Raw genomic sequence first — 26,349 nt, forward strand, 5'->3', positions numbered from 1 at the left:
GCGACCGACGCGCGCTCGGCATCGCTGAGCGGCGCCGGATCGGGCTTGGTCTCGGGTCGCCGCCACAAGGCCTGCTGGGCCGGCGCGGGCGCGACGCGGGCGATATAGTCGGCGGTGGTCGAGGGCCAGTCGATCGCCCGCAGCGCCGCTTCCGCCGCTTCGACGAGATGGGCCGCGGCTTCGTGCGTTCCGAGCGTCTGCGCCGCCTCGACGACGACGGCGAGGCGGTCGGCCAAGCGCACGAGGGCGATGTCGAGCCGCACGAGGCGCGCGCGCTGCAGCCGCGGATCGGCGACCGGCTGGCCGAACGGGCGGCGGGCGACGCTCTCGCTCTTGATCGCGAAGCGGCGGCCGGCGAGGGGAAACTCCTGATGGTTGACGTCGTGGCCGAGGGCGACGCGCGCGCCGCCTTCATAGTCGAGCGTCAGCAGGCTCTCGCCGCCGAGGTCGAGCGACAGGCGGGTCTCCTCGAGCGGCCAATCGTCGGGAACGCGCGCCTCGGCGCCGAAGCGCAGGATTCCCTCGCGGCTCGGCCAGGGCGCGCCGATGGCGATCGGCGCGTTGTCGCAACGCCAGCCGTCGATCTCGCGCGTTTCGCGCGCGCGCCAGAAGCTGGTCTCGCGCAAGCGCGTCTGTAAGCGCTCGAGGCGTTGGTCGAGTTTGAGCGGCATGCCGGCGCCTCCCCTGAATAGAATTGTTTTAGCGGCGCGCGACGCGGTTCGCCATGCGGGAATCGCCATGCAGCGGGGTTAACCCGCAGGCAAGAAAGGCTGGCGTTTCAATCGGCCTTCTGAAATAGTCCCGCCGCTTCGAGGGGGCCGTCGATCACACGGCCGCGCGGGAGAAAGAGGGACGATGAAGCGGACGACGACCTGGGCGTTGACGGCGCTGGCGATCGCGGCGCTCGCCGTCGCGGCGGCGGCCGACCTCGCGCATTTCCATGCGCCGGCGCTCCCTGGCGCCTTTCTGGCGATCGCGATCGTCTGCGCGCTGCTGCTGATTCTGCGCGCTCTGCCGCTGAACGCGCGCCGCCCGGTGGTCTTTCTGCTGGCGTTGGTCCTCATCGTCGCGGTGGTCGGCGGGCTCTCCTACTTTCAGCTTGTGCTCAAACCGACGATCGTCAAAAACGCGATCAGCGCCGCCTTCGCGCCCAAGCCGACGGCGGTCGCGGTCGAGGAGGCGAAGGTCGAGCAATGGCCGCCGCAATTGTCGGCGATCGGCACGTTGCGCGCGTTTCAGGGCATCGTCGTCGCGCCGCAGGTCGCCGGCGTCGTGTCGGCGATCCATTTCCAGTCGGGCGACGACGTGCCGGCGGGCGCGCCGCTGGTCGACCTCGACACGTCGGTCGAGGAGGCCGATCTCGCCAACGGGCTCGCCCAGCTCAAGAACGCCAACGTGACGCTCGATCGCGCCCGGGCGCTGATCGCCAACGGCAACACGCCGCAGTCGACCGTCGACGCGGCGCTGGCGGCGCGCGATTCGGCCGCCGCTTCGGTCGAGCATACGCGCGCGGTGATCGCCGAGAAGACGATCAAGGCGCCCTTCGCCGGGCGGCTCGGCCTGCGCAACGTCGATCTCGGCCAGTATGTCGCCGCCGGCGTCAGCCTGACGACGCTGCAGCAGCTCGATCCGATCTACGTCGACTTTTCCGCGCCGGAGGGCGCGCTCGCCAATCTCGTGGCCGGCGAGGAGACGACGCTCGCGGTCGACTCGCAGCCCGGCCGCTCTTTCACCGGCAAGGTGACGGCGATCGACGCGCGGGTGAGCGCGGACTCGCGCAACGTCACCGTGCGCGCCGAGTTCGCCAATCCCGATCACAAGCTGCTGCCAGGCATGTTCGCCGACGTGACCGTCACCACCGGCGCGCCCATCGACGTGCTGAGCTTGCCGCGCACCGCGATCGTCTACAGCCTCTACGGCAACAACGCCTTCGTCGTCGTGCCGGCCAAGTCGGGCGACGGCCTCATGGTCGAGCGGCGCTTCATCCGGGTCGGCGCGACGCGCGGCGAGCGGATCGCCATCCTTGACGGGGTGAAGGTCGGCGAAAAGGTGGTGATCGCCGGCCAGATTAAGCTGCAGCCGAATTCGCCGGTGATGATCGACCAGGGCGGCGCCCTGCCGCCGCCGGCTGAAACGCCGAAACCGTGACGGCCTAGCCGATGAACGCTTTCACCGATCTCTTCATTCGCCGGCCGGTGTTGGCGACCGTCGTCAGCCTGCTGATCCTGCTGATCGGCGGCGTCGCCGGGCTGAAGCTGCAGATCCGCCAGTTTCCACTGACGCCGAACACGACGATCACCATAACCACGACCTATCCGGGCGCCGACGCCGACGTCATCAAGGGCTTCATCACCACGCCGATCGAGCAAGCTGTGGCGAGCACCGACGGCGTCGACACGCTGTCGTCAACCTCGCAGCAGAACGTCTCGACCATCACCCTGAACCTGCGCCTCGACGCCAATCCCGACCGGGCGATGGCCGACACGCTGTCGAAGGTCAACCAGGTGCGCGGCGTGTTGCCGAAGGACGCCAACGATCCCGTCGTCGTCAAGCAGACCGGGCAGGGCACCGCGCTGATGTACCTGTCGTTCAATTCGACGGTGATGACCGCGTCGCAGATCACCGACTACCTCATCCGCGTCGTCCAGCCGCAACTGCAGACGGTCGACGGCGTCGCCAACGCCCAGATTCTCGGCGGCCAGACCTTCGCCATGCGCATCTGGCTCGATCCGATCAAGATGGCGGCGCGCGGGGTCTCCGCCAACGACATCCGCAACGCGCTCGTCGCCAACAACTTCATCTCCGCCGCCGGCGAGGTGAAGAGCGACTACACTCAGGTCAGCGTCGACGCGCTGACCTCGCTCGACAACGCCGAGGCGTTCGGCAAGCTGGTGATCGCGGCGCACGGCGACGCGCTGGTGCGGCTCGGCGACGTCGCCACGATCGAGCTCGGGCCGCAGAATTCCGATTCGTCCTCGACCTTCGACGGATCGAAGGCGGTGTTCATCGGCATCTACGGCACGCCGGAAGCGAACCCGCTGACCGTGATCGACGGCATCCGCGGCGTGATTCCCGGCATCCAGGCGCGGCTGCCCGCCGGGCTCAACGCGACCATCGCCTACGATTCGACCCAGTTCATCCGCGCCTCGATCTACGAAGTGGCCAAGACGCTGATCGCGGCGGCGGTCATCGTCATCGTCGTCATCTTCCTGTTCATCGGCAACATCCGCTCGACCATCATTCCGATCGTCACCATTCCGCTGTCGCTGATCGGCGTGATGATCGCGCTGCTGGCGCTCGGCTATTCGATCAACCTCTTGACGCTGCTGGCGCTGGTGCTCGGCATCGGCCTGGTGGTCGACGACGCGATCGTGGTGGTGGAGAACATCCACCGCCACATCGAGGACGGCATGACGCCGTTCGATGCGGCGATCCGCGGCGCGCACGAGATCGCGCTGCCGGTGGTGGCGATGACGATCACGCTGGCGGCGGTCTATGCGCCGATCGGCTTCGTCTCCGGCGTCACCGGCGCCTTGTTTCGCGAATTCGCCTTCACGCTGGCCGGCGCGGTGATCGTCTCCGGCTTCATCGCGCTGACCCTGTCGCCGATGATGTGCTCGAAGCTGCTGCGCCATGAGACCAGCACCCGCGGTTTCGGCGCCTTCGTCGACAGGACCTTCGAAGCGCTGAGGCGCGCCTATCAGCGGCGGCTCGCCAGCTCGCTCAACTTCCGCGCGCTGACGTTGCTGATCCTGGTCGGCGTGCTGGCTTTGACCGGCGTCATGTACATGACGACGCCGCGCGAGCTGGCGCCCGAGGAGGACCAGGGCTTCCTGATCGGGCTGATCAAGGCGCCGCAGATCGCCAACCGCGACTACGTGGAGCAGGCGACGCAGCGCCTCTACGCCGAAGTGAAGTCGGTGCCGGAGGTGCTGCACACCTTCCTCGTCAACGGCTATCCGAGCGTGCGGTCGGGGTTCGCCGGCTTGATCCTCAAGCCCTGGGATCAACGCACGCGCAGCGAGAAGCAGGTGCTCGCCGCGCTCGGACCGAAGTTCCTCGCCGTGCCGGAAGCGCAGGTGCAGGCGTTCGCGCCGCCCTCGCTGCCCGGCTCGTCCGGCGGCGCGCCGATGCAGTTCGTCATCCGCACCACCGGCGACTACCAGACGCTCGCCGACGTCGCGCTGAAGATGCAGCAGGCGGCGCGGGAGAGCGGCCTGTTCCTGTTCACCGACGTCGACCTCAAGTTCGACACGCCCGAATACGTCGTCAGCGTCGATGCAGACAAGGCCAACCGCATCGGCGTCAGCATGGCCGACGTCGGCGCGGCGCTGGCGACCATGCTCGGCGGCAATTACGTCAACCTATTCAACCTGCAGGGGCGCAGCTACCAGGTGATTCCGCAGGCGCCGCGCGAATTCCGCCTGTCGCCGGATTGGCTGACGCGCTACCAGTTGCGCACCAGCAGCGGCGAGTTCGCGCCGCTGTCGGCGGTGGCCGCCGTCACCGAAAAGGTGCAGCCCAACGCGCTGACCAGCTTCCAGCAGCTCAATTCGGCGACGGTGTCGGGGGTGCCGTTCCCCGGTCGCACGCTCGGCGAGGCGCTCGATTACATGAAGGCGAAGTCGGCGGAGGTGTTTCCCGCGGGCTATTCCTACGACTTCCAGGGCGACTCGCGCCAGCTCGAGCAGGAAGGCAACGCGCTCGTCTACGTCTTCGCCTTCGCGCTGATCGTCATCTATCTCGTGCTGTCGGCGCAATACGAGAGCTTCCGCGATCCGTTCATCATTCTGGTGGCGCTGCCGACCGCCTTGTTCGGCGCGCTGCTGCCGCTCAACGTCGGCGGGGTGTTGGGCTTCGCCACGATCAACATCTATTCGCAGATCGGTCTCGTCACGCTGATCGGGCTGATCGCCAAGCACGGCATCCTGATGGTCGACTTCGCCAATGCGCTGCAGGAGACGCAGGGCCTGTCGCGCCGCGACGCGATCGTCGAGGCGGCGTCGATCCGCCTGAGGCCGATCCTGATGACGACCGCGGCGATGGTGGTCGGCATGATCCCGCTGATCATCGCCACCGGCGCCGGCGCGCAGTCGCGCTTCGCCATCGGCCTGACGATCTTCTTCGGCATGGCGATCGGCACCGGCTTCACCTTGTTCGTCACGCCGATGGTCTACACCTTCCTCGCCCGCGACCATGCGGCGTGGATGGCGCGCGAGAAGGCGGCGGGACACGTGACGGCCGCGCTGCACGAGGCGCCGACGGGCGGCGGCTCGCACGGGTAGGGGGGCTTTTGTAGCGGCGACAGCCCTGTTAGGGAAAACACTGGACGGTCAATACTTTAGGCAAAAATGCTCGAGTATTAGGCGCTCCGCCATGCTGGCGTCTGCTATTGCGCCCCAGTAGCATCCCTGCTATTCCCCGCGCCCTAAACCCGTGGAAGAACGCCCGGATAGCCAGCCGGGGCTGACGTTCGCACCACGAACCTGCAACCTGGCGCAGCCGGCGGAGCCAAGCTCCGAAGGTCGCGCCAATTTCGGAGCAGAGCTCATGGCGAAGAAAATCGCCGGCTATATCAAGCTGCAAGTGCCTGCGGGGGCGGCCAATCCGTCGCCGCCGATCGGTCCCGCGCTCGGCCAGCGCGGCCTCAATATCATGGAATTCTGCAAGGCCTTCAATGCGCGCACCGCGCAATTGGAGAAGGGCTCGCCGATCCCGGTGGTCGTCACCGCCTATCAGGATCGCTCGTTCACCTTCGAGATGCGCCAGCCGCCGGTCACCTTCTGGCTCAAGAAGGCGGCGGGCCTGAAGATCGGCAAGAAGCCGGCCTCCGGCGCCAAGACGCCCGGCCGCGGTTTCGTCGGCAAGGTGACGAAGGCCCAGGTGCGCGAAATCGCCGAGAAGAAGATCGTCGATCTCAATTGCGAGACGGTCGAATCGGCGATGAAGATGATCGAAGGCTCCGCCCGGTCGATGGGCCTCGAGGTGGTGGGGTAAGCCATGAGCAAGCACGGCAAGAGAATCCGCACGGCCCGCGACGCCGTCGAGCGCACCAAACTCTACAAGCTCGACGAGGCGGTGAAGCTGGTGAAGAGCAACGCCAGCGTGAAGTTCGACGAGACGGTCGAGATCGCCATCAACCTCGGCGTCGATCCCAAGCACGCCGACCAGATGGTGCGCGGCGTCGTCAATCTGCCCAACGGCACCGGCCGCACGTTGCGCGTCGGCGTGTTCGCGCGCGGCGCCAAGGCGGACGAGGCGCGCGCCGCCGGCGCCGACGTCGTCGGCGCCGAAGACCTGGTGGCGGCGGTGCAGGGCGGCGCGATCGATTTCGATCGCTGCATCGCCACGCCCGACATGATGCCGCTGGTCGGCCGTCTCGGCAAAGTGCTTGGGCCGCGCGGCCTGATGCCCAACCCGAAGGTCGGCACGGTGACGATGGACGTCACCGCGGCGGTCAAGGCGTCGAAGGGCGGCGCGGTCGAGTTCCGCGCCGAGAAGGCCGGCATCGTTCAGGGCTCGGTCGGCAAGGCGTCGTTCGACGCGGCCAAGCTCGCCGAGAACGTCCTCGCCTTCGTCGAGGCGGTGAACAAGGCCAAGCCCGCCGGCGCCAAGGGCTCCTACCTGCAGCGCGCCGCGCTGTCCTCGACCATGGGGCCGGGCGTCAAGCTCGACCTGGCGTCGGTGACGACCGTGGCGCAGGTCGGGACGTAAGCGAGCGCAACGCGAGCGAGAGAATCGAACGGCGCCGGGGAAGCCCTGCGCCGTTTTTCTTTTTGCGAACCCCTTCCCCCTCGTGGCGGGAAGGGGTTCGCGCGCCTGCCGCCTGCCGCTACGGCGCGCGCTTCACCAGCTCCATGATCTCCTCGATCACCCGCGGCCACACCGCCAGCGGCAGGGCGTGGCCCATGCGCGGCAGGACGATGAGCTTGGCGCCGGGGATGCTCGCGGCGGTGTCCTCGCCGGCGGCGAGCGGGACGAGCGGATCGTCGGCGCCGTGGATCACCAGGGTCGGCGCCTTGACGCTCGGCAGCGTCTTCTTGCGGCTGCCGGAGGCGTAGACGGCGAGCAACTGGCGCTGCCCGCCTTCGGGCGCGAAGCCGCGCCGAGTGGCGCGAATGGCGCGCGCGCGGTCGCGCTTCTCGTCCTCGGGATAGCCGGGGCCGCGGAAGATCAGCCAGGCGGCGACATTGGCTTCGACATATTCCTCCGCGGTCTTGGGCGGCGGCTTGGTGAAGACCTGCATCGCCTCGGGAGTCGGCGGCGGCAGGCGCGGATCGCCAGTGGTCGACATGATCGAGGTCAGCGAGCGCACGCGTTCCGGCCAGCGGATCGCTGCTTCCTGCGCGATCATGCCGCCCATCGACGCGCCGACGACATGGGCGCGCGCGACGCCGAGCGCGTCCATCAGCCCGACCGCGTCGGCGGCCATGTCCTTGAGCAGATAGGGCGCGGGAATGCGGTCGCCCTTCTTGCGCTCGGCGACCGCCGCGCCGGCTTCGGCGGGCGGCCGCCAGTCGATCAGCGTCGACTTGCCGACGTCGCGATTGTCGTAGCGAACCACCCATAGGCCGCGTTCGGCGAGCGCGGCGCAGAACTCATCTTCCCACAGGATCATCTGGGCGCCGAGGCCGGCGATCAGCAGCAGCGGCGGATCGCTCGGTCGGCCGAAGGTCTGGCAGCAGATCTCCAAGTCGCCAACCTTGGCGAGCCGTTCGCCGGCGTCCAACGCGATATCCGACATTCCGCTCTCCCATTCGGCCGCGCGAGATCATAACATGGGTCCGCTGGCGAGCCGCCAGGGGAGGGGAATCGATGTCGCAACCGCTCGCAATCGCGCGTTGGCATGAAGCGGCGCGGCGCCGCGACGTCGCCGCGCTCGACGCCCTGCTGGCCGACGACGTGGTGTTCCTGTCGCCGGTCGTCCGCACGCCGCAGCCGGGCAAGGCGTTGACCAAGGCCTATCTCAGCGCGGCGCTGGACGCGCTGCTGAACGAGACCTTTCGCTATGTCGGCGAATGGATCGGGCCGGATTCGGCGGTGCTCGAATTCGTCGCCGTCATCGACGGGATCGAGATCAACGGCGCCGATTTCATCGCCTGGAACGGCGCCGATCAGATCGTCAGCTTCAAGGTGATGATCCGGCCGCTGAAGGCGATCGAGCTGGTGCGGCAGCGGATGGCGGCGCAGCTCGCGCGCGCCTGAGCGACGAGGCCGCCGGCGGCCGCCGTCGGGTCATGTTTGCGCGGGGCAGGCCTTCGCGGGAATGACAAAGCCGGAGATTCCGGCAAATCGCGTCATGGTCTCGAGCGCAGTCAGCGGCCCTCGCGCCGGCCTCCGCGTTGAAGTATAGAGGCGACGGAGGCGCGGCGACGTCCGCGGCCGCTGGAGGGCGACGAATCGTGAGCCGCACCGTCTTCGTTCTCAACGGGCCGAATCTCGATCTGCTCGGCAAGCGCCAGCCGGAGATCTACGGCCGCGAGACGCTCGCCGACGTCGAGGCTCTGTGCCGCCGCGTCGCGGCCGAGCACGGTCTGACGGTCGAGTTCCGCCAGAGCAACCGCGAATACGAGCTGATCGACTGGATCCACGAGGCGCGCGACAACGCGGCGGCGATCGTCATCAACCCCGCCGGCTACAGCCACACCTCGGTCGCCATCCTCGACGCGCTCGCCGCCTTCGCCGGCCCGATCATTGAGGTCCACATCTCCAACATCCACAAGCGCGAGCCGTTCCGGCGCCATTCCTACGTCTCGACCGTCGCCGCCGGCGTCATCGCCGGCTGCGGGACGCAAGGCTACGCGCTGGCGTTGCAGCGCGTCGCCAGCCTGTTGGAAGAAGCGAAGGCGCCGTGAGCGGCGCCTAGGCCAGGCTCAGCCGGATCATCTGGTAGGAATAGGGCGCGAGCTTCGCCTCGAGGCGGCCGTCGACGACGGCTGCGATCGCAGCCTTTCTCGGCGTCACCGCCAGCGGCGCCTTGGCCGTGTTCACCGCTTCGAGGCTGGCGGCGGTCATCACCTGGCAGTCGACGACGGTCGCCGCGCCGAAGCCGTCGAGCGCGACGTCGAGCGCGATCGTCTCGCTGGCGTGGCGGTTGACGGCGAAGAAGGTCAGCGCGCGGCCCGCTTCGTCGTGGACGCCGGCGATGTCGACATAGGGCACGTTGTCGGCGACCTTGGAATCGTAGCCGGGCGAGCTGACGTTGAGCCGCAGCGCCGCGCCGCGGCCGAAGATCGAAGCAAAGTAGTAGGGATAGTAGATCGTCTGCCGCCACGCCGCGCCCTTCGGCTCGGTCATGATCGGCGCGATGACGTTCACCAGCTGGGCGATGCACGCCATCTTCACGACGTCCGAGCGGCGGATGAAGGTGTTGAGGATGCAGCCGACCTGCAGCACGTCCTCGAAATTGTAGACGTCCTCGAGCAGCGGCGGCGCATGCGGCCAGCCCTTGGCGCCGCCGAGAATCTCCTTGTCCTGCGCCATCGAATGGTACCAGACGTTCCATTCGTCGAACGAGATCGCGACGCGCTTTTTCGAGCGCTTCTGCGCGCGCACGAACTCGATCGTCGAGGCGATCGTCGCGATATAGGCGTCGAGCTTGGCGTTGAGGGCGAGGAACTCCGCCGTGTCCTTCTCGCGGTTGTTGAAATACATGTGCAGCGAGATGTAGTCGACCGCGTCGTAGCAGTGCTCGAGCACGACGCGTTCCCACTCGGGGTAGGTCGCCATGTCGGAGTTCGACGAGCCGCAGACGATCAGCTTCAGCGCGGGATCGAAGGCGCGCAGAGTCTTGGCGACCTCGTTGGCGAGGCGGCCGTATTCGTCGGCCGTCTTGTGGCCGACCTGCCACGGGCCGTCCATCTCGTTGCCGAGGCACCAGCGCCTGACGCCGAAGGGTTCGGCGCGACCGTTGGCCTTGCGCAGGTCGCCCCAGTAGCTGCCGGTCGGGCCGTTGACGTATTCGACGAAGTTGCGCGCTTCGTCGAGGCCGCGCGAGCCGAGATTGATCGCGAGCATCATCTCCGAGCCGACCGACGCGCACCAGTCGGCGAATTCGTGCACGCCGACGGCGTTCGATTCGGACGTGTGCCAGGCGAGGTCGAGGCGGGTCGGGCGCTTGTCGCGCGGGCCGACGCCGTCCTCCCAATTGTAGGCCGAGACGAAGTTGCCGCCCGGATAGCGCACGACAGGGATGTTCAGCGCCTTGACGAGTTCGATCACGTCGCCGCGCATGCCGTTGGCGTCGGCGGTCGGGTGATCGGGCTCGTAGACGCCGGTGTAGACCGCGCGGCCGAGGTGCTCAAGGAATGCGCCGTAGATCCGGTTGTCGATCATCGCAATGCGGTAGTCGCGATGCGCGGTGACAGTCGCCCTCATGGTTCCTCACCTCATTCGTATCAGATTGTTTGATACAATAAAGACCTTTCCCGCGTGGCCGTCAAGCCTCACGGAAGGCGCGGCAGATATTGAAAAAACTGTGAAATGTCAGTCGATTGGCGAGAAAACAAATTCTGCTCTGCGACAATTTCTGCGGACCGATCGGCTTGACAATATCGGGAATGCAGATGAAAAGGCTTGGCGCCCCTGCATTTCCCGGCTACCATCGTCGTCGTCAGGCTTCTCGACGACGGGTCGGTCCAGCGAAGCGCGTTCCAGGCGGGCGAACCCGTCGGCGACATTCTGGGAGGAAATCGACATGATCCGCAAAGCATTCACTGCGACCTTGGCGTGCGCCTTGCTGGCTGCGGGCGCCGCCCGGGCGACCGAAACAATCGTATGGTGGGACTTCCTCAGCGGCGGCGACGGCGTCCGCATGAAGGCCATGCTCGCCGAATTCAACAAGGAATTCGACGGCAAAGTCCATATTGAAGCGACGACGCTCGAGTGGGGCGTGCCATTCTACAGCAAGGTCCAGACCTCGACGGCGATCGGCCAGGGCCCCGACGTGATGACCTATCACGAATCGCGCATGCCGCTCGGCATCTCGCAGAACGTATTGAGCCCGATCACCCCCGAAGAACTCGCGGCGGCGGGGATCAAGTCGAGCGACTTCGGCGAGGCGAACTGGAAGGCGGCGCAAGGAAGCGACGGCAAGCAATATGCGATCCCGCTCGATATCCACTCGATCATATTGTATTATAACAAGGACTTGCTGAAGAAGGCCGGCCTGCTCGGCGACGACGGCAAGCCGAAAGGGCTCGACGGCGTGGCCAATTGGGACGCCGCGCTGGCGAAGCTGACCACCAAGGACGTGGCGGCGCTGTCGGTGCCGAACGACTCGGCGAGCGGGTGGCGCCCCTTCTACACGCTGCTCAACCAGCAGGGCGGCCAGTTCCTGAAGGACGGCAAGTTCCTCGACGGCGACAATCTCGCCAAGGCCGAGACCGCGGTCGGGGAAATGCAGAAGTGGGTCAAGAACGGTTGGACCCCGGCGAACACCGAATACGCCGCCTCGATCGCCCTCTTCACCGCGGGCAAGGTGGCGATGCATATCAACGGCGTCTGGGAGGTTCCGACCATGGTCGACCTCGCCAAGAAGGGCCAACTGTTCGACTGGGGCGCGATGCAAATCCCCGTGCTTTACAGCCAGCCGGCGACCTGGGCGGATTCGCACGCCTTCGCGATTCCCAACCGCCAGGGCAATCCGGTCGATCCGGCCAAGCGCAAACTGGTGCTCGAGGCGATCCATTGGTTCAACGAGCACTCGCTCGAGTGGGCGGGCGGCGGCCACATCCCGGCCTATCTGCCGGTGCAGGAAAGCGCGGCGTTCCAGGCGTTGAAGCCCAACGCCGATTATGTCTCGCTGGCCAAGACCGCGGTCTTCGACCCGGTTTCGACCTTGGCGGGCGTGGCCTCGCCGGTCTATGACGCGACTGGCAACTACATCATCCCGGCGATGATGGGTGAGATGACGCCGGCGGACGCCGTGCGGAAGATGCGCGACGATCTGCAGAGCCAGGCCAAGTAAGGCCCAGCCCCGCGCTCGCCGGACCACCTCCCGGCGGGCGCGGCGGGCAGCGCGCCAAGGCGGTTCCGCCATGCTCAAAAGCAAACGGAGCGAATACGCCGCCGCCGCCATCCTGATGGCGCCGTTCGTCGTCGTTTACGGCGTCCTGTTCGTCTATCCGACGATCAAAATGGTGGAGTTGAGCTTCACCAACGCCCCGCTGATCGGGCCGGGCCAATGGGTGGGCTTCGACAACTATTGGCGGCTCGCGACCGAGCGCCAGTTCCCGCTCGCGGTCTGGAACACCATCTACTTCGTGCTCCTATCGGCGCTGCCGAGCACCCTTCTCGCCCTGGTCGTCGCGCTCGGCGTGAATCGCCTCAAGGGCTGGGTGCAGAGCCTGGTGCTCGCCGCCTTCTTCCTGCCCTACATCGTGCCGGTGTCGGTCGTCTGGCGCATCTGGAGCTGGATGTTCGACAAGGATTTCGGCATCGCACAATATCTCATCGCCCCGCTCAACGGCGGACAACATCTCTCGATCTTCCGCACCATACCCTTGTTCATGCCGATGGTCGCTCTGGTGACCATCTGGTGGCTGTTGGGCTTCAACGTGCTGCTCTTCGTCGCCGGCCTGCGCAACATCTCCAAAGAGATCTACGAGGCCGCGGGGCTCGACGGCGCCAGCCGCTGGGCGCAGTTTTCGCGCATCACCTGGCCGCTCATCTGGCCGGTGACCGTGCTCGTTTTGACGATCCAGCTCATCCTGCAGTTCAAGATCTTCGACCAAGTCTATCTGTTCACGCAGGGTGGCTACCGCGTCGACACGACGATGGTGATGGTCCAATATATTTTCCGGCAGGCATTCCAATTGAACAAGGGAGGCCTCGCCGCGGCGGCTTCGGTCTTCCTCTTCCTCCTGATCATCGTCATGTCGGTGTTGCAGTATCAGCTTCTTCGAGGGCGAGGGCAGCGATGACGGCCGCCGTCGCCGACGCGCTCGCGCCGCCCACCGCCCGACGGCTCTCGCGCCTGCGCCATCTCGACCTCATCGGCCTCGTCGTTACGCTTGCGACGGTCGCGCTCGCGATCGCCTGGGCGTTCCCGCTCTATTGGGGGCTCGTGACGACGTTCAAGCACGAGTACGAAATCGTGAAGCCCGGCATTCAGTTGTGGCCGGCCGACTTCACCTTCGAGAACTATGTCCATGTGCTGCTGCAGACCAAGATCGGCCTGTGGTACATCAACTCGCTGATCACCTCCGGCGCCGTGACCGGCATCGTCATGCTGATGGCGGCGAGCGCGGGCTATGCGATTTCGCAGCTCAATTTTCCCGGCCGCACCCTCTTCTGGTGGATGATCATGGCGAGCTTCATGGTGCCGATCCCGGCGCTGATCGTCAATCATTTCATCCTGATGGGCCAATTCGGGTGGGTCAACACGCTGGCGGGCGTCATCGCCCCGCAGCTCATCGCGCCGGTGACGGTCATCATCTACAAGCAATTCTTCGATTCCGTGCCCAAGGATTTTCGCGAAGCGGCGGTGATGGACGGCGCCAATGAGTTCCAGCTGCTCTTTCGCATCTATCTGCCGATGAACTGGGGCATCACCACCGCGCTGGCGATCATCACCTTCATCGGCGCCTGGAACCTGTTCCTGTGGCCGTTCCTCGCCGTGAGCTCCGAGGACAAGATGAACATCACCGTCGGCATCACGCAGGTTCACGACGCCTTCGGCGTGAGCTACGGGCGCGATCTCGCGGTGGCGATGCTCGCCGCGCTGCCGGTCGCCCTCGTCTATCTGATCTTCCAGCGGCGCGTGACTCAGGCCATCATGCTGTCGGCGGGCATCAAGGGATGAGCGCAATTCCGGAAAAAGCGGGAAACGGCGCGACGCCGCATGTCGAGCTCAGGCGCGTGACCAAGCGCTACGGCGTCGTGACGGCGATCAACGACATCAGCCTCACCGTCGACAAGGGGTCGTTCACCGCGCTGCTCGGCCCTTCGGGCTGCGGCAAGTCGACGCTTCTGCGCATGATCGCGGGCCTCGAGCGCATCACGGTTGGTCAGTGCTTCCTCGATGGCGTCGACGTGACCGACATGGCGCCGGCCAAGCGGCGCATCGCCATGGTGTTCCAATCCTACGCCCTCTATCCGCACATGACGGTGAAGCAGAACATCGCCTTCTCGCTCTCGCTCGCCGGCGCGTCGCGAAAAGAGCAGGACGAGCGCGCGGGCGAGGTCGCGCGCATCCTCCAGCTCGAGCCCTATCTCGACCGCCGCCCGGCCGAGCTGTCGGGCGGACAGCGTCAGCGCGTGGCGATCGGCCGCGCGCTGGTGCGCAAGCCGGAAGTCTTCCTGTTCGACGAGCCGCTTTCGAATCTCGACGCCAAGCTGCGCGTGCAAATGCGGCTCGAGCTCGCCAAGCTGCACGCCGCTCTCGGCGCGACGATGATCTACGTCACCCACGACCAGACCGAGGCGATGACGCTCGCCGACAAGATCGTCGTGCTCGACGGGGGGAGGGTGGCCCAGGTCGGCGCGCCGCTCGAGCTCTACAACCAGCCGGCCAACAAGTTCGTCGCCGCCTTCATCGGCTCGCCGAGCATGAATTTCTTCTCGGTCGGCGTCGCTTCGGTCGAAGGCGGCGCGGCGACCGTCGCGCTGCCGGGCGGTCGGACGGCGCGGGTCGGCGTGAGCGTGAAGCGCGGCGCGATCGACGGGCCCGTCGATCTCGGCGTGCGGCCCGAGCATTTGGCGATCGTCGACGCGCACGATCCGAACGCGGGGCTTACAGGAACGATCGGCATCGTCGAGCGTCTCGGCAACGTAACCTTGGTCTATCTCGATACGCCGGCCGGACCGCTCATCGTCGAAGCGTCCGGGACCCTCACGGTCAAAGGCGGAGACTTGGTCGGCCTGAGACTGAACGAGCCGCAAGCGCGGCTGTTCGGCGCCGATGGCGCGACGATCTGATCGTCGCGAGCGACGCGCGGCGCGCCCTCACGGCGCGGTCGTCACCCGCAGCACGATATCCTGATCGTAATTGCCGAAGCCGCGGCCGAAGATGTTGACCCCGCCGGGGTGGCGCGCCTCGGGCTTGACCTCGATGCGCAGCCGGATCGAGTGGTGGGCGGAAATGTCGAGGTCGTCGAGCGTCAGCGACGAGATCTTGACGCCATCGACGAACGCGCCCTCGCGCGTGACGCGCCAGCTCTTCAGCATGCCGTACTGGCTGCCCTTGAGCTTCCACCAGTCGGGGGTGAAGACGCCGCGCGTGTCGCCGTAATCGCCCGGGCTCGTCCACACGCCGGCTTCGCGGCCATTGATCGCCACCGTGATGTCGGACGGCCAGTCGATCGAAGTGCCCGGCACCTCGGACGACAGCTCCATCGAGAATTCGAGTTCGACGATCGACTTGCCGACGATGCGCGCGTTGTTGGGGAACTGGTATTCGACGAAACCGCGCGTGAACCACATCAGCCCGGCGTTCATGCGATCCGGATTGAGGAACGAGCCGGGCACGTCGAGCAGGCCGATGATGCCGTCGGGCGAGCACAGGCCGCACGGCGCGCTGACTTCGCAGCTGGTGTAGAGGCCGATCGGCATCGCCACTTCGATGACGTTGGCCTGTGCGCCGTTGGGGTCGTCGCGGAACATCACCAGCACGTCGTCGAAAGCGAGGAAGCACAGCTTCTGCTGGCCCTTCCTGCCCTTCTGGGTCTCGGTGCGGATCAGCGCGGCGTCTTCGAGGGTCTGCAGGTTCGACGACACCGTCGATTGCGGCAGGTCGAGCGCGCCGGCGATCTCGTTGACGTTGACGCCCGGGCGATTGTGCAACAGCCGCAGGATGCGGATCCGTTGCGGCGAGGCGAGCGCGCGCAGCACCTCCGGCCGCTGCTCGGGATCGACCACCAGAAAATTGCGCGACATGGCTCGCTATCGGCTCCCAAAGATTCGCGCCAGTCTATATCAGGTTTCTCGATATTTTGATAATGCGGAGCGACGTCGGGAATTAGCGGCGCCCAGGCGCCGCGTCGGCCGTCGCCGTTCCGCGCCTTCCGTCTGGGCCGCCGCACTGCTCGCGACTTTGCGCTAACGCGCTATAAAGTTACGGATTCCTCGTTTTCAAACCGGTCCGACGGTTGGCCGGCGAGCAACCGCCAGGCGCGCCGGCCGGGCGTCGCCTCAGCTGGGCGCCTGTATCGCCGATCGTGATTTGCATCCGCCCGCCCGGCCTATGCCGGCCCGCGGCGCTGGGCTCAGCTCGCCGCTGCGATCTTGTCCTGCGTCTTGGCGCCGAAGTCGCTCGCGTCATGGCGCTCGCGAAGCTGGCTCGCCGGTTCGCCGCTGGTGCGGTTGACCATGCGGCCGCGCTTCACCGCCGGCCGCTCGAGCAGCATGTCGGCCCAGCGCTGGACGTGCTTGTAGTCCTGCACGGCGAGAAACTCGGCCGCCCCGTATTGCCAGCCCTTCGCCAGGCCGCCGTACCAGGGGAAGATGGCGATGTCGGCGATCGTATAGGCGTCGCCAGCGACATACCGGCTCTCCGCCAGACGGCGGTCGAGCACGTCGAGCTGCCGCTTCACCTCCATCGCGAAACGGTCGATCGCATATTCGATCTTCGTCGGCGCGTAGGCGTAGAAATGGCCGAAGCCGCCGCCGAGATAGGGCGCGCTGCCCATCTGCCAGAACAGCCACGACAGGGTCTCGGCGCGCGCCGCGGCTTCGCTCGGCAGGAAAGCGCCGAACTTCTCAGCGAGGTAGAGCAGGATCGCGCCGGACTCGAACACCCGGATCGGCGTGGGTCCGCTGCGATCCATCAGCGCCGGAATTTTCGAATTGGGGTTCACGGCGACGAAGCCGCTGCCGAACTGGTCGCCTTCGCCGATGTCGATCAGCCAGGCGTCGTATTCCGCGCCGCTTTTGCCCAGCGCCAGCAGCTCCTCCAGCATGATCGTCACCTTCACCCCGTTGGGCGTGCCGCGCGAATAAAGCTGCAGCGGGTGACGGCCGACCGGCAGCGCCTTTTCGTGCGTTGCGCCCGCGACGGGTCGGTTGGTCTTGGCGAAACGGCCGCCGTTGGCGTTGTTCCACGTCCACACTTTTGGCGGAACATATTCAGACGGCTCGCTCATCTCCGACCTCCGAGACTTTCGTTGCGCGCTTCGATCGCTGGGACGCAAGGTCCGCGCCTTTCGATTAGGCGATAGACCCGGCCGGCGACGCGGTCGAGTGAAACGGCCTCGGCGGGGTCGCAAGCGGGTTCAAATCTTCGCCATCCGCGTTCGGACGATTGGGGCCGCGCCGACGGGCGTCGGTCGCGCGCCGGCGCCGGCCTGAGAAGCGCTTCGCTCGCGCGATCCTTTCGCCGAACGGCGCCGAAGCAGGCCAGCCCGCAGCGAGGCTGCGCATTGGCGCGCGTCCGACCGGCAGGGGCGGGGTCGCTTCCGGCCCGAGGCGCCGCGCTTCGCACGGTCTTTCGGCAAACGGCGGCCGGCTCGCAGGTTCTAAGGAGTTCGTCGTCGGCCCTTGGGAACGACTTGCAAGTAGCTGACGGTCATCGTGGTGTCGTCGTTCAGCACGCCGATCACCGTCTTTTCGATCGCGTCCAAGGTGAGCTGGCTGAAGTTTACGGAATTCGGGTCGGTGTCGAATTCGACTTCGATCACCAACGTCTTGACCCACATCGCATCTTCCCAGCTCCATTCGAACCAGGTCCGAGACACGTTGGGGAGTTTCGACAACGCCTCCCGGACGATCGCAATGTTGCCTCTCATGACCAAGTCGCTCCACGAATTCTCACGTAGCCGTCGGCGGATGTGGGGCATCAAGTTCGCGCAGTGTCAATCCTTCAACCATTTAGACTGACCCGTCGCGCCGCTCCAGGCGCGACGAAACGCGGCGTGGCGCGGCGCCGCGCAATCTCTCGCGCCGGCGACGACCTGCCCCTGCGGCATAGTTAACAGATCGCTAGCTTAGACATCTGGATTTAAAGTAATTATCGCACCATAGCGCAATCGATCGTATGTAGTCTTGCCCCGTTCCTGAGAATGTCGGGGCAGGCGATGCGTATAATCTTTGGTTTACTTGTCGCAGTTGCGTCAACGGTGGGCGCCTTCGCGCCGAGCGGCGCCGCGGCGGCGGTCATGGCGGGTCCGTTTCGCGACGCCGCGCCGCGCCCCGAGCGCTTGCAGCTCTCTTCGCCGGTACTGGCCCCGATGGCGTTCAGTCGCTTTTGCCTGCGCTACCGCGATGACTGCGAAATCCATCGCTTGCGCGACGCGAGCGGCGTGACGCGCGCGCACTGGGGCGAGGTGGCGAGGGTCAACGCCGAGGTCAACCACGCCATCGCGCCGCAAGCGGACGACGGCGACGTCGTCGACGAGACCTGGCGCGTCGCCCCCACGGCCGGCGCCTGCCACGATTACGCCGTCACCAAGCGTCACGAACTCATGCAACTGGGGTGGCCGTCGCGCGCGCTGCTGCTCGCCGAGGTCGTCACCCGCTGGGGCGAGCACCACCTCGTGCTGGTGGTGCGCACGCGCACCGGCGATTTCGTCGCCGACAACCTCTATCCGGGGGTGCGGCCGTGGTACGCGGCGCCCTATCGCTGGGTCAGAATCCAAACCCCCGAAAATCCGATGTACTGGTCGACGGTCGAGGCCGATCCGACGACGACCGCCGAACCGTCGCTGGCAAGCGCGTCCGGTCAAGATTCGGACGACACGCTGGTCGCCGCCGACGCCACGGAAATTGCCGCCGCCGATGCACAACGCGAGGCGACTGACGTGATCTTGGCGCTCGAAGCCCCGACCCAACGCTACGCTCTCGACGACGGTCTCGAGCTGGGCTCGTTTTCGCTCGCCGGGCCGGCGGCGGTCGCCTCGGCGACGCCCGCGGCGGAACCGGAATTCGCGCCCGCCGACGAACCCGCCTTCGCCGGCGGACGCCCGGTCGACGCTGCGGCCGCCGCGACCGATCCGGCGGCGGTCGCCTTTATCGGGCGCTCCGACGGCGACCTCGCCCCCGATCCGTTCGGCTATGGCTCGTTGATTTCGATGAACTGACCGGCTGCCGCTCAGGCAAGCGCATCGGTTTCGCGCCGATCGAGAGCCCTTCCTCGGCGCCACGGCTCAGCCGGGCGCAGTCAGGCTCGACGCCAAATCCGGCCGGATCGACTTGACCGCGTGTTCGATGAAGACGCGGGCGCCGGCGCCGAGGCTTCGATAGACTGCCGACAGTTCGCTCAGCCTGCCATGGGCGATCATCGCGCGCACGTCGCTGCGCGCGAACTCGTCGAGTTCCTCGTCGGGCGATCCGGCCGCCGAGAGGGCCATCTGCAGACGATCGGCCATGCCCGCGTCGTCGGCGGGCGCGGTGTAGTAGACCATTTTCACAACCGCGTTGAATTGGGTCGCCCGTCGCGGGTCGCTCTCGTCGAGCTTCGCCAGGCGCAGCCACAGCTGCGGCCGATAAGGCGCGAGCGACAGCGCCTTTTCGGCGGCGCGACGAAACGCCTGACGCGCCGCGTCCGCTCCCGCGTCGGCGCGCTCCGCCTCGGCCAACGCGTAGGCGCCCCAAAGATCGCCGCGCAGCCAGCCGAGCATCGCTTCGGCGCGGACCGTCTCGGGGGCCGGCGCGCTTTGGTGGGTCGCCGCGCGAAGCGCTTCGGCCGCCGCCATCGGCAGGGCGATCGCCGCGAGCAGAAGCGCGAGGACGGCCATCAGGTATCGCTGCCAAACTACGTCGTACGGCATGGCGCCGAGCCTATCGGCCTTGGCCGCCGAACGCCAGCGCGGGGGGCGCTTCCTGCGGCGCGCCGCTACAGCGGCTTTTGGCCTTCCTCGTCGATCGTTATGGTATCAAGGCAATATGTTTGTTCTCCGACGCCATGCGGGAAACAGTCTGGCCCACTTTATTCAGTGTGCGCGCAAGTTCGCGATCGGCGTTCTTCTGTGTCTAAGAGGCGAGCTTTCGGTAACGCTATTTTTGAAATCCAGTTTTGGGGCGCTCCCTCCGAAAGCGCGCGATCTGGCGCTCTGGGCCGCCGATCCATAGAAGCCTTGGCTTGGCCGGCGTCTTTCGCCGTCTCCCGCCTCAACGTTCCGATCAGGCGGATCGAGCGCGCGGCGGAGGGGCCGCTGCGACGGCGCTTCGTTGGGAAAGCGGCTCCGCGTCAGCGGGTTGCAAGGCGCGGCTCAAGTCAGAGCGGAATGCTGGGAGGCGAAGGCGGCTCGGCGCAAGGCGATCGGCCTGGCGGGCCGCACGGGCCAGGCCAGCCTGCGGCCAAATCAAAGCATCGACGGCGACGCCGAGGGATTTCGCCAAGCCGCGGCGGTCATGGGTCCTCGCGCTTGCCGCGGGCGACGATGCGGAGCGCGTCGACAGGGGCGGGCGCCTGGAGCGTCAGCGCGTCTTGGGTTTCGGCGGTCAGCCAGAGCTCGAACGCCGCCGGGTCGGTCAGCACGACCGGCATCGCCTTGGGGTGGATCGGAGCGACGATCGCGTTGGGCGCGGCGGTGAGGAAGGCGAACAGCTCGTGCTCGCCCTCGATCGGCGCCGATTTCGGCCCGCGCAGTCCCCGCCAGCGTCGCCAAACGCCGGCGAAAGCGAACAGCGGCCGGCTTTCGTCGCGGGCGAACCACACCGGCGTCTTGCGCGGCTTCGCATCGGCGTATTCGCAGAAGGCGTTGACCGGCACGAGGCAGCGGTTGGCCGGCGCCAGCCAGCGCCGCCAGAAGGGGCTGGCCGGATTGCGCAGGTTGGTCACCAGCGACGCGCCGACCTGCGGCGGGCCGGGCGCGCCCCAGCGCGCCAGTGCGAGCTCGCGGCCGCCCCCCGGCGCGGCGCGGACGATCGGCGCCATCTGGTCGGGGAAGACGGCCGAAAGCGGCGGCAGGTTGCCGGCGCGGTCGTCGGCGACGGCGAACAAGCGGCGAATCGCCTCCTGGTTGGTGGTGACCGAATAGAGGTTGCACATGGGCCGAAATTGCCCCGCCGCCGTCCCGAGGTCAAAAAGCGCTGAAAACCGCCCGCCAGCAGCCGGAGGCGCACATTTCGCTTGGCGAGGCGGGCCCGCTTCCTATATGACCGTCAATTGGCGCGGCGCCGAAAGGTTCCGCGCCCGAATTTTTTGGCCTGGCGCGTCCGTTTGCGGCGCAACCGCCCGGCCGCCGTCGGACTTGAACAAACATGGCCAATCCATTCGAGTTTCTGCAGCAGGTGCGCTCCGAGGCGTCCAAGGTCGTCTGGCCCTCCCGTCGCGAGACGCTCATCACGACCGGCATGGTGATGCTGATGGTGGTGTTCACCAGCGCGTTCTTCCTGGTGGTCGACGAGGCGTTGCGGGTGGCGGTCAGTTTGGCGCTAGGCCTCGGCCGCGGCGGCTGAACCGCGCGCGGCGCTCTGCCGCTCAATCGAGGAATTCGGAATCCCGCACATGAACATGCGCTGGTACATCGTTCACGCTTACTCGAACTTCGAGAAGAAGGTCGCCGAGTCGATCCGCGAGCAGGCCGCCCAACGCGGCCTCGAGGATAAATTCGCCGAGGTCATGGTCCCGACCGAACAGGTCGTCGAGGTTCGGCGCGGCCGCAAGATCAATTCAGAGCGCAAGTTCTTCCCCGGCTACGTGCTGGTGAAATGCGACCTCACCGACGACGTCTACCACCTGATCAAGAACACGCCGAAGGTGACCGGCTTCCTCGGCGCCGACAAGAAGCCGATGCCGATCCCCGACGCCGAAGCCGAGCGGATCAAAGGCCAGGTCGCCGATGGCGTCGAGCGGCCGAAGGCGTCGATCCGCTTCGAGATCGGCGAGAATGTGCGCGTCGCCGACGGCCCGTTCGCCTCGTTCAACGGCGTCGTCGAGGAAGTCGACGAGCAGCGCTCGCGGGTCAAGGTCGCGGTGTCGATCTTCGGCCGCGCGACCCCGGTCGACCTCGAATACGGCCAGGTCGAGAAAGTGTGATCGAGCCGGGGTAACAAACGCCCTCGACGATGCGTATCGGGGAGGCCGGCGGCTCATGGCCGCCGCAAGTCGAGCGTCCGCTTCTAACGTCGCGAGGCCGCCATGCGCTATCACCGCAGCCGCGGGTGGGAGATTCCCGCCAGCGAGACCACGCCCGAATCGATCTTCCTCAACCGCCGCGCGTTCTTCGTCGGCGCCGGGGCGGCGTTGACCGTCGCCGGCCTGCTGCGGCGGGCCCACGCCGACGACGCCGATCCGACCACAGGGCTCTATCCGGCCAAGCGCAACCCGGCCTACACGCTCGATCGCGACGTGACGCCGGAGAAAGTCAACCTCCACTACAACAACTTCTACGAGTTCACGACCAGCAAGCGCGTCGACGCCGACGCGCTGAAGACGCGGCCCTGGACGGTGACGATCGACGGACTGGTCGAGAAGAAAGAGACCATCGACGTCGACGACCTGGTCAAGGCGATCGGGCTCGAGGAGCGGCTTTACCGCCACCGCTGCGTCGAAGCGTGGTCGATGGCGATCCCGTGGACCGGTTTTCCGTTGAAGGCGCTGGTCGATCGGGCGAAGCCGCTCTCGGCGGCGAAATACGTGCGCTTCGAGACTTTCCTCGACGATTCGATCGCCCCTGGCCAGCGCCAGTTCATGCCCTGGCCCTATATCGAGGGTCTGACGATGGCCGAGGCGACCAACGACCTCGCCTTCATCGTCACCGGCGCTTACGGCAAGCCGGTGGCCAAGGTCCAGGGGGCGCCGATCCGCCTGGCGACGCCGTGGAAATACGGGTTCAAGTCGGCGAAATCGATCGTCAAGATCAGCTTCGTCGCCGACCGGCCGCAGACCTTCTGGCAGCAGCTCGGTCCTGACGAATACGGCTTCTGGGCCAACGTCAACCCGGACGTGCCGCATCCGCGCTGGAGCCAGGCGCGCGAAACCTTCCTGACGACCGGCGAGCAGCGGCCGACGCTCCTCTACAACGGCTACGGCGAGCAGGTCGCCGCGCTCTACAAGGGGCTGGAGAAAGAGCCGCTCTACATGTGAGCGGACAATAAAATTGAATCGGCAATCGCGTCAGTAACGCCAGCGCTGCGCCTTGGCGACCAGGAAGTCGCGGAACGCCTGAATCCGGGCGACGTTCTTCAGTTCCTCGGCGTAGACGAGAAAGCAGTCCATTTCCGGCATGTCGACCTGCGGCAGCAGCCGCACCAGGCCGGAGTTCGGCTGCACGCAATAGTCGGGCAGCACCGCGATGCCGACCCCGTGCTCGACGGCGCGGATGATGGCGGCGACATTGTTGATCGCGATATGCGGGATGCGCGGCGACTTCGGATCGCGGCCGACGGTCAGCAGCGAATTGAGGTCGTAAAGGAAGTGCGTCGCCGTCGGCGCGCCGAAGGCGACGAGCCGGTGCTGGTCGAGGTCGGCGATGGTGCGCGGCTGGCCGCTCTTCTTGAGGTAGTCGGTCGAGGCGTAGGCGTGGAAATGGACGGTGAACAGCCGGCGGCGGATCAGGTCGGGCTGCATCGGCTCGCGCAACCGCAGCGCCATGTCGGCTTCGCGCATGCCGACGTCGAGTTCGTCGTCCGACAGCAACAGCTGCAGTTTGACCTCGGGATAAAGCTCGACAAATTCCTCAAGCCGCGGCGCCAACCAATTGGCGCCGAGCGCCAAAGTGCTGGTGACGCGTAGGTCGCCGTGCGGCTTCTCGCGCGTGTCGACGAGCCGGCTGCGCACCGCGTCGAGCTTGAGCACGACATCGTGCACCGCCTCGTGCAGCATTTCGCCTTGTTCGGTGAGGATGAGACCGCGGGCGTGACGGTGGAACAGCGGCGCGCCGAGTTCCTGCTCGAGCGCGCCGACCTGACGGCTGACCGCCGACTGGCTCAGACCCAGGGTTTCGCCGGCGTGAGTGAACGAACCGGCCTCGGCCGCCGCCTGAAAGATGCGCAGCTTATCCCAGTCCATCCCGGTCTCCGGCCCGTCCGGCCGCTGCTTCCTCGGGCCACGTCGCGACACCCGCCGCGCGTCGCACGCGGCGGCGCATGCGCGGCGGCTTTGCGTTCCCTATAGCAGGTTTCGCGCGCGCTTCACTCTGCTGCGGCGCGCGCCGGCGCTTCGAGGGCCAGCCAGCGCTCCGCCTCCAGCGCCGCCATGCAGCCCAGACCCGCGGCGGTGACCGCCTGGCGGAAGATGTCGTCGGCGACGTCGCCGGCGGCGAACACCCCCTCGACGCTGGTCGCGGTCGAACCCGGCTTGGTCTCGACGTAGCCGTTAGGCTTCAGCACCAGCTGGCCGGCGACGAGTTCGCTCGCCGGGGCGTGGCCGATGGCGACGAAGACGCCGTCGGCCTCGATCGTCGACAGCGCGCCGGTTCTGACGTCGCGCAGCTGCGCGCCGGTGACGCCGAGCGGCTTCTCCTGGCCAAGGATCTCGTCGATGGCGCTGTTCCAGCGCACCTTCACGTTGGCGCGCGCGAACAGGCGCTCGCCGAGGATCTTCTCGGCGCGGAACGAATCGCGGCGATGGACGACCACCACCTCCTTGGCGATGTTGGCGAGATAGAGCGCCTCTTCGACCGCCGAATTGCCGCCGCCGACCACGATCACTTTCTTGCCGCGGAAGAAGAACCCGTCGCAGGTAGCGCAGGCGGAGACGCCGAAGCCCTTGAAATGCTCCTCGCCGGGAAGGTTGAGCCATTTCGCCTTGGCGCCGGTGGCGAGGATGATCGCATCGGCGGTCAACGCGCGGCCACTGTCGCAGCGGATGCGGAACGGCCGCTGGCCGAGATCGAGCCCGGTGACGTATTCGTTCTCGATGCGCGCGCCGACGTGTTCGGCCTGCAGTCGCATCTGCTCCATCAGCCACGGGCCTTGGATCGGCTCGGCGAAGCCGGGATAGTTCTCGACGTCGGTGGTGATCATCAACTGTCCGCCGGGCTCGAAGCCGCTGAGCAGCAGCGGATTCACCATGGCGCGCGCGGTATAGATCGCGGCGGTGTAGCCAGCCGGCCCGGAGCCGATGACGACCAGGCGTTCGTGGGCGGAAGCGGACATGCGAACCTCAAGGCGCCGATCGACCGACGCCGGCCGAGGCGTCGCCGCGCGTCGGCGGAGCTTCGGTCATATAGGCGCCGGGCCTGGTCCGGCAATATGCGCGTCAGCGTCGTCCACGGCGACAGAAGCGGCGATTCGGCGCAGAATGGCGGCCGATCCATCAGCTGACGAGGCCAAACATGCTGACGCTGCGCACATCGCCCGCTTCTCCCTTCGGGCGCAAGGTGAGGATCGCGGCCGCGCTGCTCGGCCTCGAGGCGCGCGTCGCCATCGTCCTCGCCGACACCGGCGATCCCGCCGATTCGTTGCGCCAGCAGAATCCGCTCGGCAAGATCCCGGCGCTGATCGCCGAGGACGGCGAAGCGATCTTCGACAGCCGCGTCATCGTCGAATATCTCGACGGCCTGGCCGGCGGCGGGCGGCTGTTCCCGGCGGATTTGGCGGCGCGCATTCCGGTCTTGACCCTGCAGGCGCTCGCCGACGGGATCGCCGACGCCGCGGTGTTGCAGGTCTACGAACGGCGCATGCGCGAGCCGGCCGAACGCTCGGCCAAGTGGGTCGACTATCAGGCGGGCAAGGTGACGCGAGCGCTGGCGGCGCTCGAATCGAAGCCGCCCGAAGCCGGCGCGACCCATGTCGGCGCGATCGCGCTCGCCTGCACGCTCGGCTATCTCGACCTGCGCTTCGCCGGCGAATGGCGGACGGGCCATCCGAAACTGGTCGCCTGGCTCGACGCCTTCGCCGCCGCCGTCCCGGCCTTCGCGGCGACCCATTATTCGGCTTAGCGATTGGCCATTTATGACAACATTCACAACGGATTGGACGAAAATCTGCGCCTAGGACGCGAACTTGACGGACGCTTCGCGGAAACTTCTTCGCCAACCCCGTGTGGCGGATCGCCAAGCTGAGACCGCCGCTCCTGTCGACGCCACGAAGCCTCCAGTTGTCTCGCGTTCGAAGAAGAGCATCGGGAGGCGTGCGTTTCGACGAAAGAAGATCCGGCGTTCCTCGGCGCGCAAACGCGAGCCGGCCGCCACGAAGCGTGATTGTAACGCCGGGTAAGCGCCGTCGCTTGCCGAAGCCCGGCTGCCGGGGCAGTCTAACCTTCGGTCAGGCTGTCATCCGGCGAATGCGGGTTCAGTTCTCTTGGCGCTCGGTTTGAGACGTCGTCTCTTGTCGTCGCCGCGTCCGCTCGACGATAGGGCCGGCTGCATGGCGATGGAAAGGACAATCGTCATGAGCATGTATCGGGGACGGGTCGCCGATGGCTCTGATTGACGCGCTTGAACGTCTCAAGACGCCCATCGCGGAGAATGCGCGTCTGCTCAGAGTCTTTCTGGCTTGCGGTTTCACGCCTCTTCATCTGGAAAC

At 66.8% G+C, this 26,349-nt stretch carries 24 protein-coding genes and 1 pseudogene; 15 read left to right on the forward strand and 10 right to left on the reverse strand.

Annotated elements, in window-relative coordinates; translation table 11 throughout:
- Positions 1-671: pseudogene (locus ABSF49_RS08385) on the reverse strand (alpha-mannosidase); the annotation flags it as partial.
- A 184-nt stretch (positions 672-855) separates the two neighbouring features.
- Here ABSF49_RS08385 and ABSF49_RS08390 point away from each other — a divergent pair.
- The 4 genes from ABSF49_RS08390 to rplA all read left to right on the forward strand — a co-directional run bounded on the left by ABSF49_RS08390 (position 856) and on the right by rplA (position 6,714).
- Positions 856-2,148, forward strand: coding sequence for an efflux RND transporter periplasmic adaptor subunit (locus ABSF49_RS08390; RefSeq protein WP_424112190.1), 1,293 nt, complete (start codon positions 856-858; stop codon positions 2,146-2,148).
- A gap of 11 nt (positions 2,149-2,159) precedes the next feature.
- Complete coding sequence (locus tag ABSF49_RS08395) at positions 2,160-5,285, forward strand: efflux RND transporter permease subunit (protein WP_424112191.1); 3,126 nt, start codon at positions 2,160-2,162, stop codon at positions 5,283-5,285.
- 265 nt (positions 5,286-5,550) lie between these two features.
- Complete coding sequence (gene rplK / locus ABSF49_RS08400; RefSeq protein ID WP_424112192.1) at positions 5,551-5,997, forward strand: 50S ribosomal protein L11; 447 nt, start codon at positions 5,551-5,553, stop codon at positions 5,995-5,997.
- Between the two features lie 3 nt (positions 5,998-6,000).
- Complete coding sequence (gene rplA, locus ABSF49_RS08405) at positions 6,001-6,714, forward strand: 50S ribosomal protein L1 (RefSeq protein ID WP_424112193.1); 714 nt, start codon at positions 6,001-6,003, stop codon at positions 6,712-6,714.
- 118 nt (positions 6,715-6,832) lie between these two features.
- Here the strand turns inward: rplA and ABSF49_RS08410 are convergent, their stop codons facing one another.
- Positions 6,833-7,744 carry an alpha/beta fold hydrolase gene (locus ABSF49_RS08410; RefSeq protein ID WP_424112194.1) on the reverse strand — a complete coding sequence of 304 codons (912 nt, stop codon included), beginning with the start codon at positions 7,742-7,744 and terminating at the stop codon, positions 6,833-6,835.
- A 71-nt stretch (positions 7,745-7,815) separates the two neighbouring features.
- Here ABSF49_RS08410 and ABSF49_RS08415 point away from each other — a divergent pair, with 71 nt between their 5' ends.
- Together ABSF49_RS08415 and aroQ are read left to right on the forward strand one after the other, a co-directional pair.
- Positions 7,816-8,205, forward strand: a complete 390-nt coding sequence (locus ABSF49_RS08415) for a nuclear transport factor 2 family protein (RefSeq protein ID WP_424112195.1) — start codon at positions 7,816-7,818, stop codon at positions 8,203-8,205.
- A 197-nt stretch (positions 8,206-8,402) separates the two neighbouring features.
- Positions 8,403-8,855, forward strand: a complete 453-nt coding sequence (gene aroQ, locus ABSF49_RS08420) for a type II 3-dehydroquinate dehydratase (RefSeq protein WP_424112196.1) — start codon at positions 8,403-8,405, stop codon at positions 8,853-8,855.
- Positions 8,856-8,862: 7 nt separating this feature from the next.
- Here the strand turns inward: aroQ and arfA are convergent, their stop codons facing one another.
- Complete coding sequence (gene arfA / locus ABSF49_RS08425) at positions 8,863-10,377, reverse strand: arabinosylfuranosidase ArfA (protein WP_424112197.1); 1,515 nt, start codon at positions 10,375-10,377, stop codon at positions 8,863-8,865.
- Between the two features lie 319 nt (positions 10,378-10,696).
- Between arfA and ABSF49_RS08430 the strand changes: the two genes are divergently transcribed.
- The 4 genes from ABSF49_RS08430 (at position 10,697) to ABSF49_RS08445 (ending at position 14,919) form a co-directional block, all read left to right on the forward strand.
- Positions 10,697-11,968, forward strand: coding sequence for an extracellular solute-binding protein (locus ABSF49_RS08430; protein ID WP_424112198.1), 1,272 nt, complete (start codon positions 10,697-10,699; stop codon positions 11,966-11,968).
- Positions 11,969-12,038: 70 nt separating this feature from the next.
- Complete coding sequence (locus ABSF49_RS08435; RefSeq protein ID WP_424112199.1) at positions 12,039-12,923, forward strand: carbohydrate ABC transporter permease; 885 nt, start codon at positions 12,039-12,041, stop codon at positions 12,921-12,923.
- 53 nt (positions 12,924-12,976) lie between these two features.
- A complete protein-coding gene (locus tag ABSF49_RS08440) occupies positions 12,977-13,804 on the forward strand; it encodes a carbohydrate ABC transporter permease (RefSeq protein ID WP_424112213.1) in 828 nt (275 codons plus the stop codon).
- Positions 13,801-14,919 carry an ABC transporter ATP-binding protein gene (locus tag ABSF49_RS08445; RefSeq protein WP_424112200.1) on the forward strand — a complete coding sequence of 373 codons (1,119 nt, stop codon included), beginning with the start codon at positions 13,801-13,803 and terminating at the stop codon, positions 14,917-14,919. The genes ABSF49_RS08440 and ABSF49_RS08445 overlap by 4 nt, the downstream gene beginning before the upstream one ends.
- 27 nt (positions 14,920-14,946) lie before the next feature.
- Here ABSF49_RS08445 and ABSF49_RS08450 read toward each other — a convergent pair whose 3' ends face one another.
- The 3 genes from ABSF49_RS08450 to ABSF49_RS08460 form a co-directional block, all read right to left on the reverse strand.
- Positions 14,947-15,876 (reverse strand): ArsR/SmtB family transcription factor, encoded by a 930-nt coding sequence (locus ABSF49_RS08450; RefSeq protein ID WP_424112201.1) that lies wholly within the window; start codon positions 15,874-15,876, stop codon positions 14,947-14,949.
- A 329-nt stretch (positions 15,877-16,205) separates the two neighbouring features.
- Positions 16,206-17,081, reverse strand: a complete 876-nt coding sequence (gene yghU, locus ABSF49_RS08455; RefSeq protein ID WP_424112202.1) for a glutathione-dependent disulfide-bond oxidoreductase — start codon at positions 17,079-17,081, stop codon at positions 16,206-16,208.
- 372 nt (positions 17,082-17,453) lie between these two features.
- Positions 17,454-17,723 (reverse strand): hypothetical protein, encoded by a 270-nt coding sequence (locus ABSF49_RS08460; protein ID WP_424112203.1) that lies wholly within the window; start codon positions 17,721-17,723, stop codon positions 17,454-17,456.
- A gap of 369 nt (positions 17,724-18,092) precedes the next feature.
- Between ABSF49_RS08460 and ABSF49_RS08465 the strand changes: the two genes are divergently transcribed.
- Positions 18,093-19,013, forward strand: coding sequence for a transglutaminase-like cysteine peptidase (locus tag ABSF49_RS08465; RefSeq protein ID WP_424112204.1), 921 nt, complete (start codon positions 18,093-18,095; stop codon positions 19,011-19,013).
- Positions 19,014-19,079: 66 nt separating this feature from the next.
- Here the strand turns inward: ABSF49_RS08465 and ABSF49_RS08470 are convergent, their stop codons facing one another.
- Entirely contained in the window at positions 19,080-19,670 is a 591-nt protein-coding gene (locus ABSF49_RS08470; RefSeq protein ID WP_424112205.1) for a hypothetical protein, read from the reverse strand.
- A gap of 614 nt (positions 19,671-20,284) precedes the next feature.
- The gene (locus ABSF49_RS08475) at positions 20,285-20,926 is read right to left on the reverse strand and encodes an SOS response-associated peptidase (protein ID WP_424112206.1); all 642 of its coding nucleotides are present in this window, start codon (positions 20,924-20,926) and stop codon (positions 20,285-20,287) included.
- Between the two features lie 212 nt (positions 20,927-21,138).
- Between ABSF49_RS08475 and secE the strand changes: the two genes are divergently transcribed.
- The 3 genes from secE to msrP all read left to right on the forward strand — a co-directional run bounded on the left by secE (position 21,139) and on the right by msrP (position 22,966).
- Positions 21,139-21,336 (forward strand): preprotein translocase subunit SecE, encoded by a 198-nt coding sequence (gene secE / locus ABSF49_RS08480; RefSeq protein ID WP_424112207.1) that lies wholly within the window; start codon positions 21,139-21,141, stop codon positions 21,334-21,336.
- A gap of 49 nt (positions 21,337-21,385) precedes the next feature.
- Positions 21,386-21,916, forward strand: a complete 531-nt coding sequence (nusG, locus tag ABSF49_RS08485; RefSeq protein WP_424112208.1) for a transcription termination/antitermination protein NusG — start codon at positions 21,386-21,388, stop codon at positions 21,914-21,916.
- 102 nt (positions 21,917-22,018) lie between these two features.
- Positions 22,019-22,966, forward strand: a complete 948-nt coding sequence (gene msrP / locus ABSF49_RS08490) for a protein-methionine-sulfoxide reductase catalytic subunit MsrP (RefSeq protein ID WP_424112209.1) — start codon at positions 22,019-22,021, stop codon at positions 22,964-22,966.
- A gap of 30 nt (positions 22,967-22,996) precedes the next feature.
- On the opposite strand, the gene ABSF49_RS08495 is transcribed toward msrP, so the two are convergent.
- Positions 22,997-23,890, reverse strand: coding sequence for a LysR family transcriptional regulator (locus ABSF49_RS08495; RefSeq protein WP_424112210.1), 894 nt, complete (start codon positions 23,888-23,890; stop codon positions 22,997-22,999).
- 122 nt (positions 23,891-24,012) lie between these two features.
- Complete coding sequence (trxB, locus tag ABSF49_RS08500; protein WP_424112211.1) at positions 24,013-24,978, reverse strand: thioredoxin-disulfide reductase; 966 nt, start codon at positions 24,976-24,978, stop codon at positions 24,013-24,015.
- 179 nt (positions 24,979-25,157) lie between these two features.
- Between trxB and ABSF49_RS08505 the strand changes: the two genes are divergently transcribed.
- Positions 25,158-25,763, forward strand: coding sequence for a glutathione S-transferase family protein (locus ABSF49_RS08505; RefSeq protein ID WP_424112212.1), 606 nt, complete (start codon positions 25,158-25,160; stop codon positions 25,761-25,763).
- Positions 25,764-26,349 lie beyond the last annotated feature (586 nt).

The sequence above is a fragment of the Roseiarcus sp. genome (assembly GCF_049514155.1).
GTDB lineage: Bacteria > Pseudomonadota > Alphaproteobacteria > Rhizobiales > Beijerinckiaceae > Roseiarcus.

Bases quoted from the DNA above. Each gene is read 5' to 3' on its own strand.
- ABSF49_RS08390 (WP_424112190.1), top strand. From the start codon at position 856: ATGAAGCGGACGACGACCTGGGCGTTGACGGCGCTGGCGATCGCGGCG.
- ABSF49_RS08395 (WP_424112191.1), top strand. From the start codon at position 2,160: ATGAACGCTTTCACCGATCTCTTCATTCGCCGGCCGGTGTTGGCGACC.
- rplK (WP_424112192.1), top strand. From the start codon at position 5,551: ATGGCGAAGAAAATCGCCGGCTATATCAAGCTGCAAGTGCCTGCGGGG.
- rplA (WP_424112193.1), top strand. From the start codon at position 6,001: ATGAGCAAGCACGGCAAGAGAATCCGCACGGCCCGCGACGCCGTCGAG.
- ABSF49_RS08410 (WP_424112194.1), bottom strand. From the start codon at position 7,744: ATGTCGGATATCGCGTTGGACGCCGGCGAACGGCTCGCCAAGGTTGGC.
- ABSF49_RS08415 (WP_424112195.1), top strand. From the start codon at position 7,816: ATGTCGCAACCGCTCGCAATCGCGCGTTGGCATGAAGCGGCGCGGCGC.
- arfA (WP_424112197.1), bottom strand. From the start codon at position 10,377: ATGAGGGCGACTGTCACCGCGCATCGCGACTACCGCATTGCGATGATC.
- ABSF49_RS08430 (WP_424112198.1), top strand. From the start codon at position 10,697: ATGATCCGCAAAGCATTCACTGCGACCTTGGCGTGCGCCTTGCTGGCT.
- ABSF49_RS08435 (WP_424112199.1), top strand. From the start codon at position 12,039: ATGCTCAAAAGCAAACGGAGCGAATACGCCGCCGCCGCCATCCTGATG.
- ABSF49_RS08445 (WP_424112200.1), top strand. From the start codon at position 13,801: ATGAGCGCAATTCCGGAAAAAGCGGGAAACGGCGCGACGCCGCATGTC.
- ABSF49_RS08450 (WP_424112201.1), bottom strand. From the start codon at position 15,876: ATGTCGCGCAATTTTCTGGTGGTCGATCCCGAGCAGCGGCCGGAGGTG.
- yghU (WP_424112202.1), bottom strand. From the start codon at position 17,081: ATGAGCGAGCCGTCTGAATATGTTCCGCCAAAAGTGTGGACGTGGAAC.
- ABSF49_RS08460 (WP_424112203.1), bottom strand. From the start codon at position 17,723: ATGAGAGGCAACATTGCGATCGTCCGGGAGGCGTTGTCGAAACTCCCC.
- ABSF49_RS08465 (WP_424112204.1), top strand. From the start codon at position 18,093: ATGGCGGGTCCGTTTCGCGACGCCGCGCCGCGCCCCGAGCGCTTGCAG.
- ABSF49_RS08470 (WP_424112205.1), bottom strand. From the start codon at position 19,670: ATGGCCGTCCTCGCGCTTCTGCTCGCGGCGATCGCCCTGCCGATGGCG.
- ABSF49_RS08475 (WP_424112206.1), bottom strand. From the start codon at position 20,926: ATGTGCAACCTCTATTCGGTCACCACCAACCAGGAGGCGATTCGCCGC.
- secE (WP_424112207.1), top strand. From the start codon at position 21,139: ATGGCCAATCCATTCGAGTTTCTGCAGCAGGTGCGCTCCGAGGCGTCC.
- nusG (WP_424112208.1), top strand. From the start codon at position 21,386: ATGAACATGCGCTGGTACATCGTTCACGCTTACTCGAACTTCGAGAAG.
- msrP (WP_424112209.1), top strand. From the start codon at position 22,019: ATGCGCTATCACCGCAGCCGCGGGTGGGAGATTCCCGCCAGCGAGACC.
- ABSF49_RS08495 (WP_424112210.1), bottom strand. From the start codon at position 23,890: ATGGACTGGGATAAGCTGCGCATCTTTCAGGCGGCGGCCGAGGCCGGT.
- trxB (WP_424112211.1), bottom strand. From the start codon at position 24,978: ATGTCCGCTTCCGCCCACGAACGCCTGGTCGTCATCGGCTCCGGGCCG.
- ABSF49_RS08505 (WP_424112212.1), top strand. From the start codon at position 25,158: ATGCTGACGCTGCGCACATCGCCCGCTTCTCCCTTCGGGCGCAAGGTG.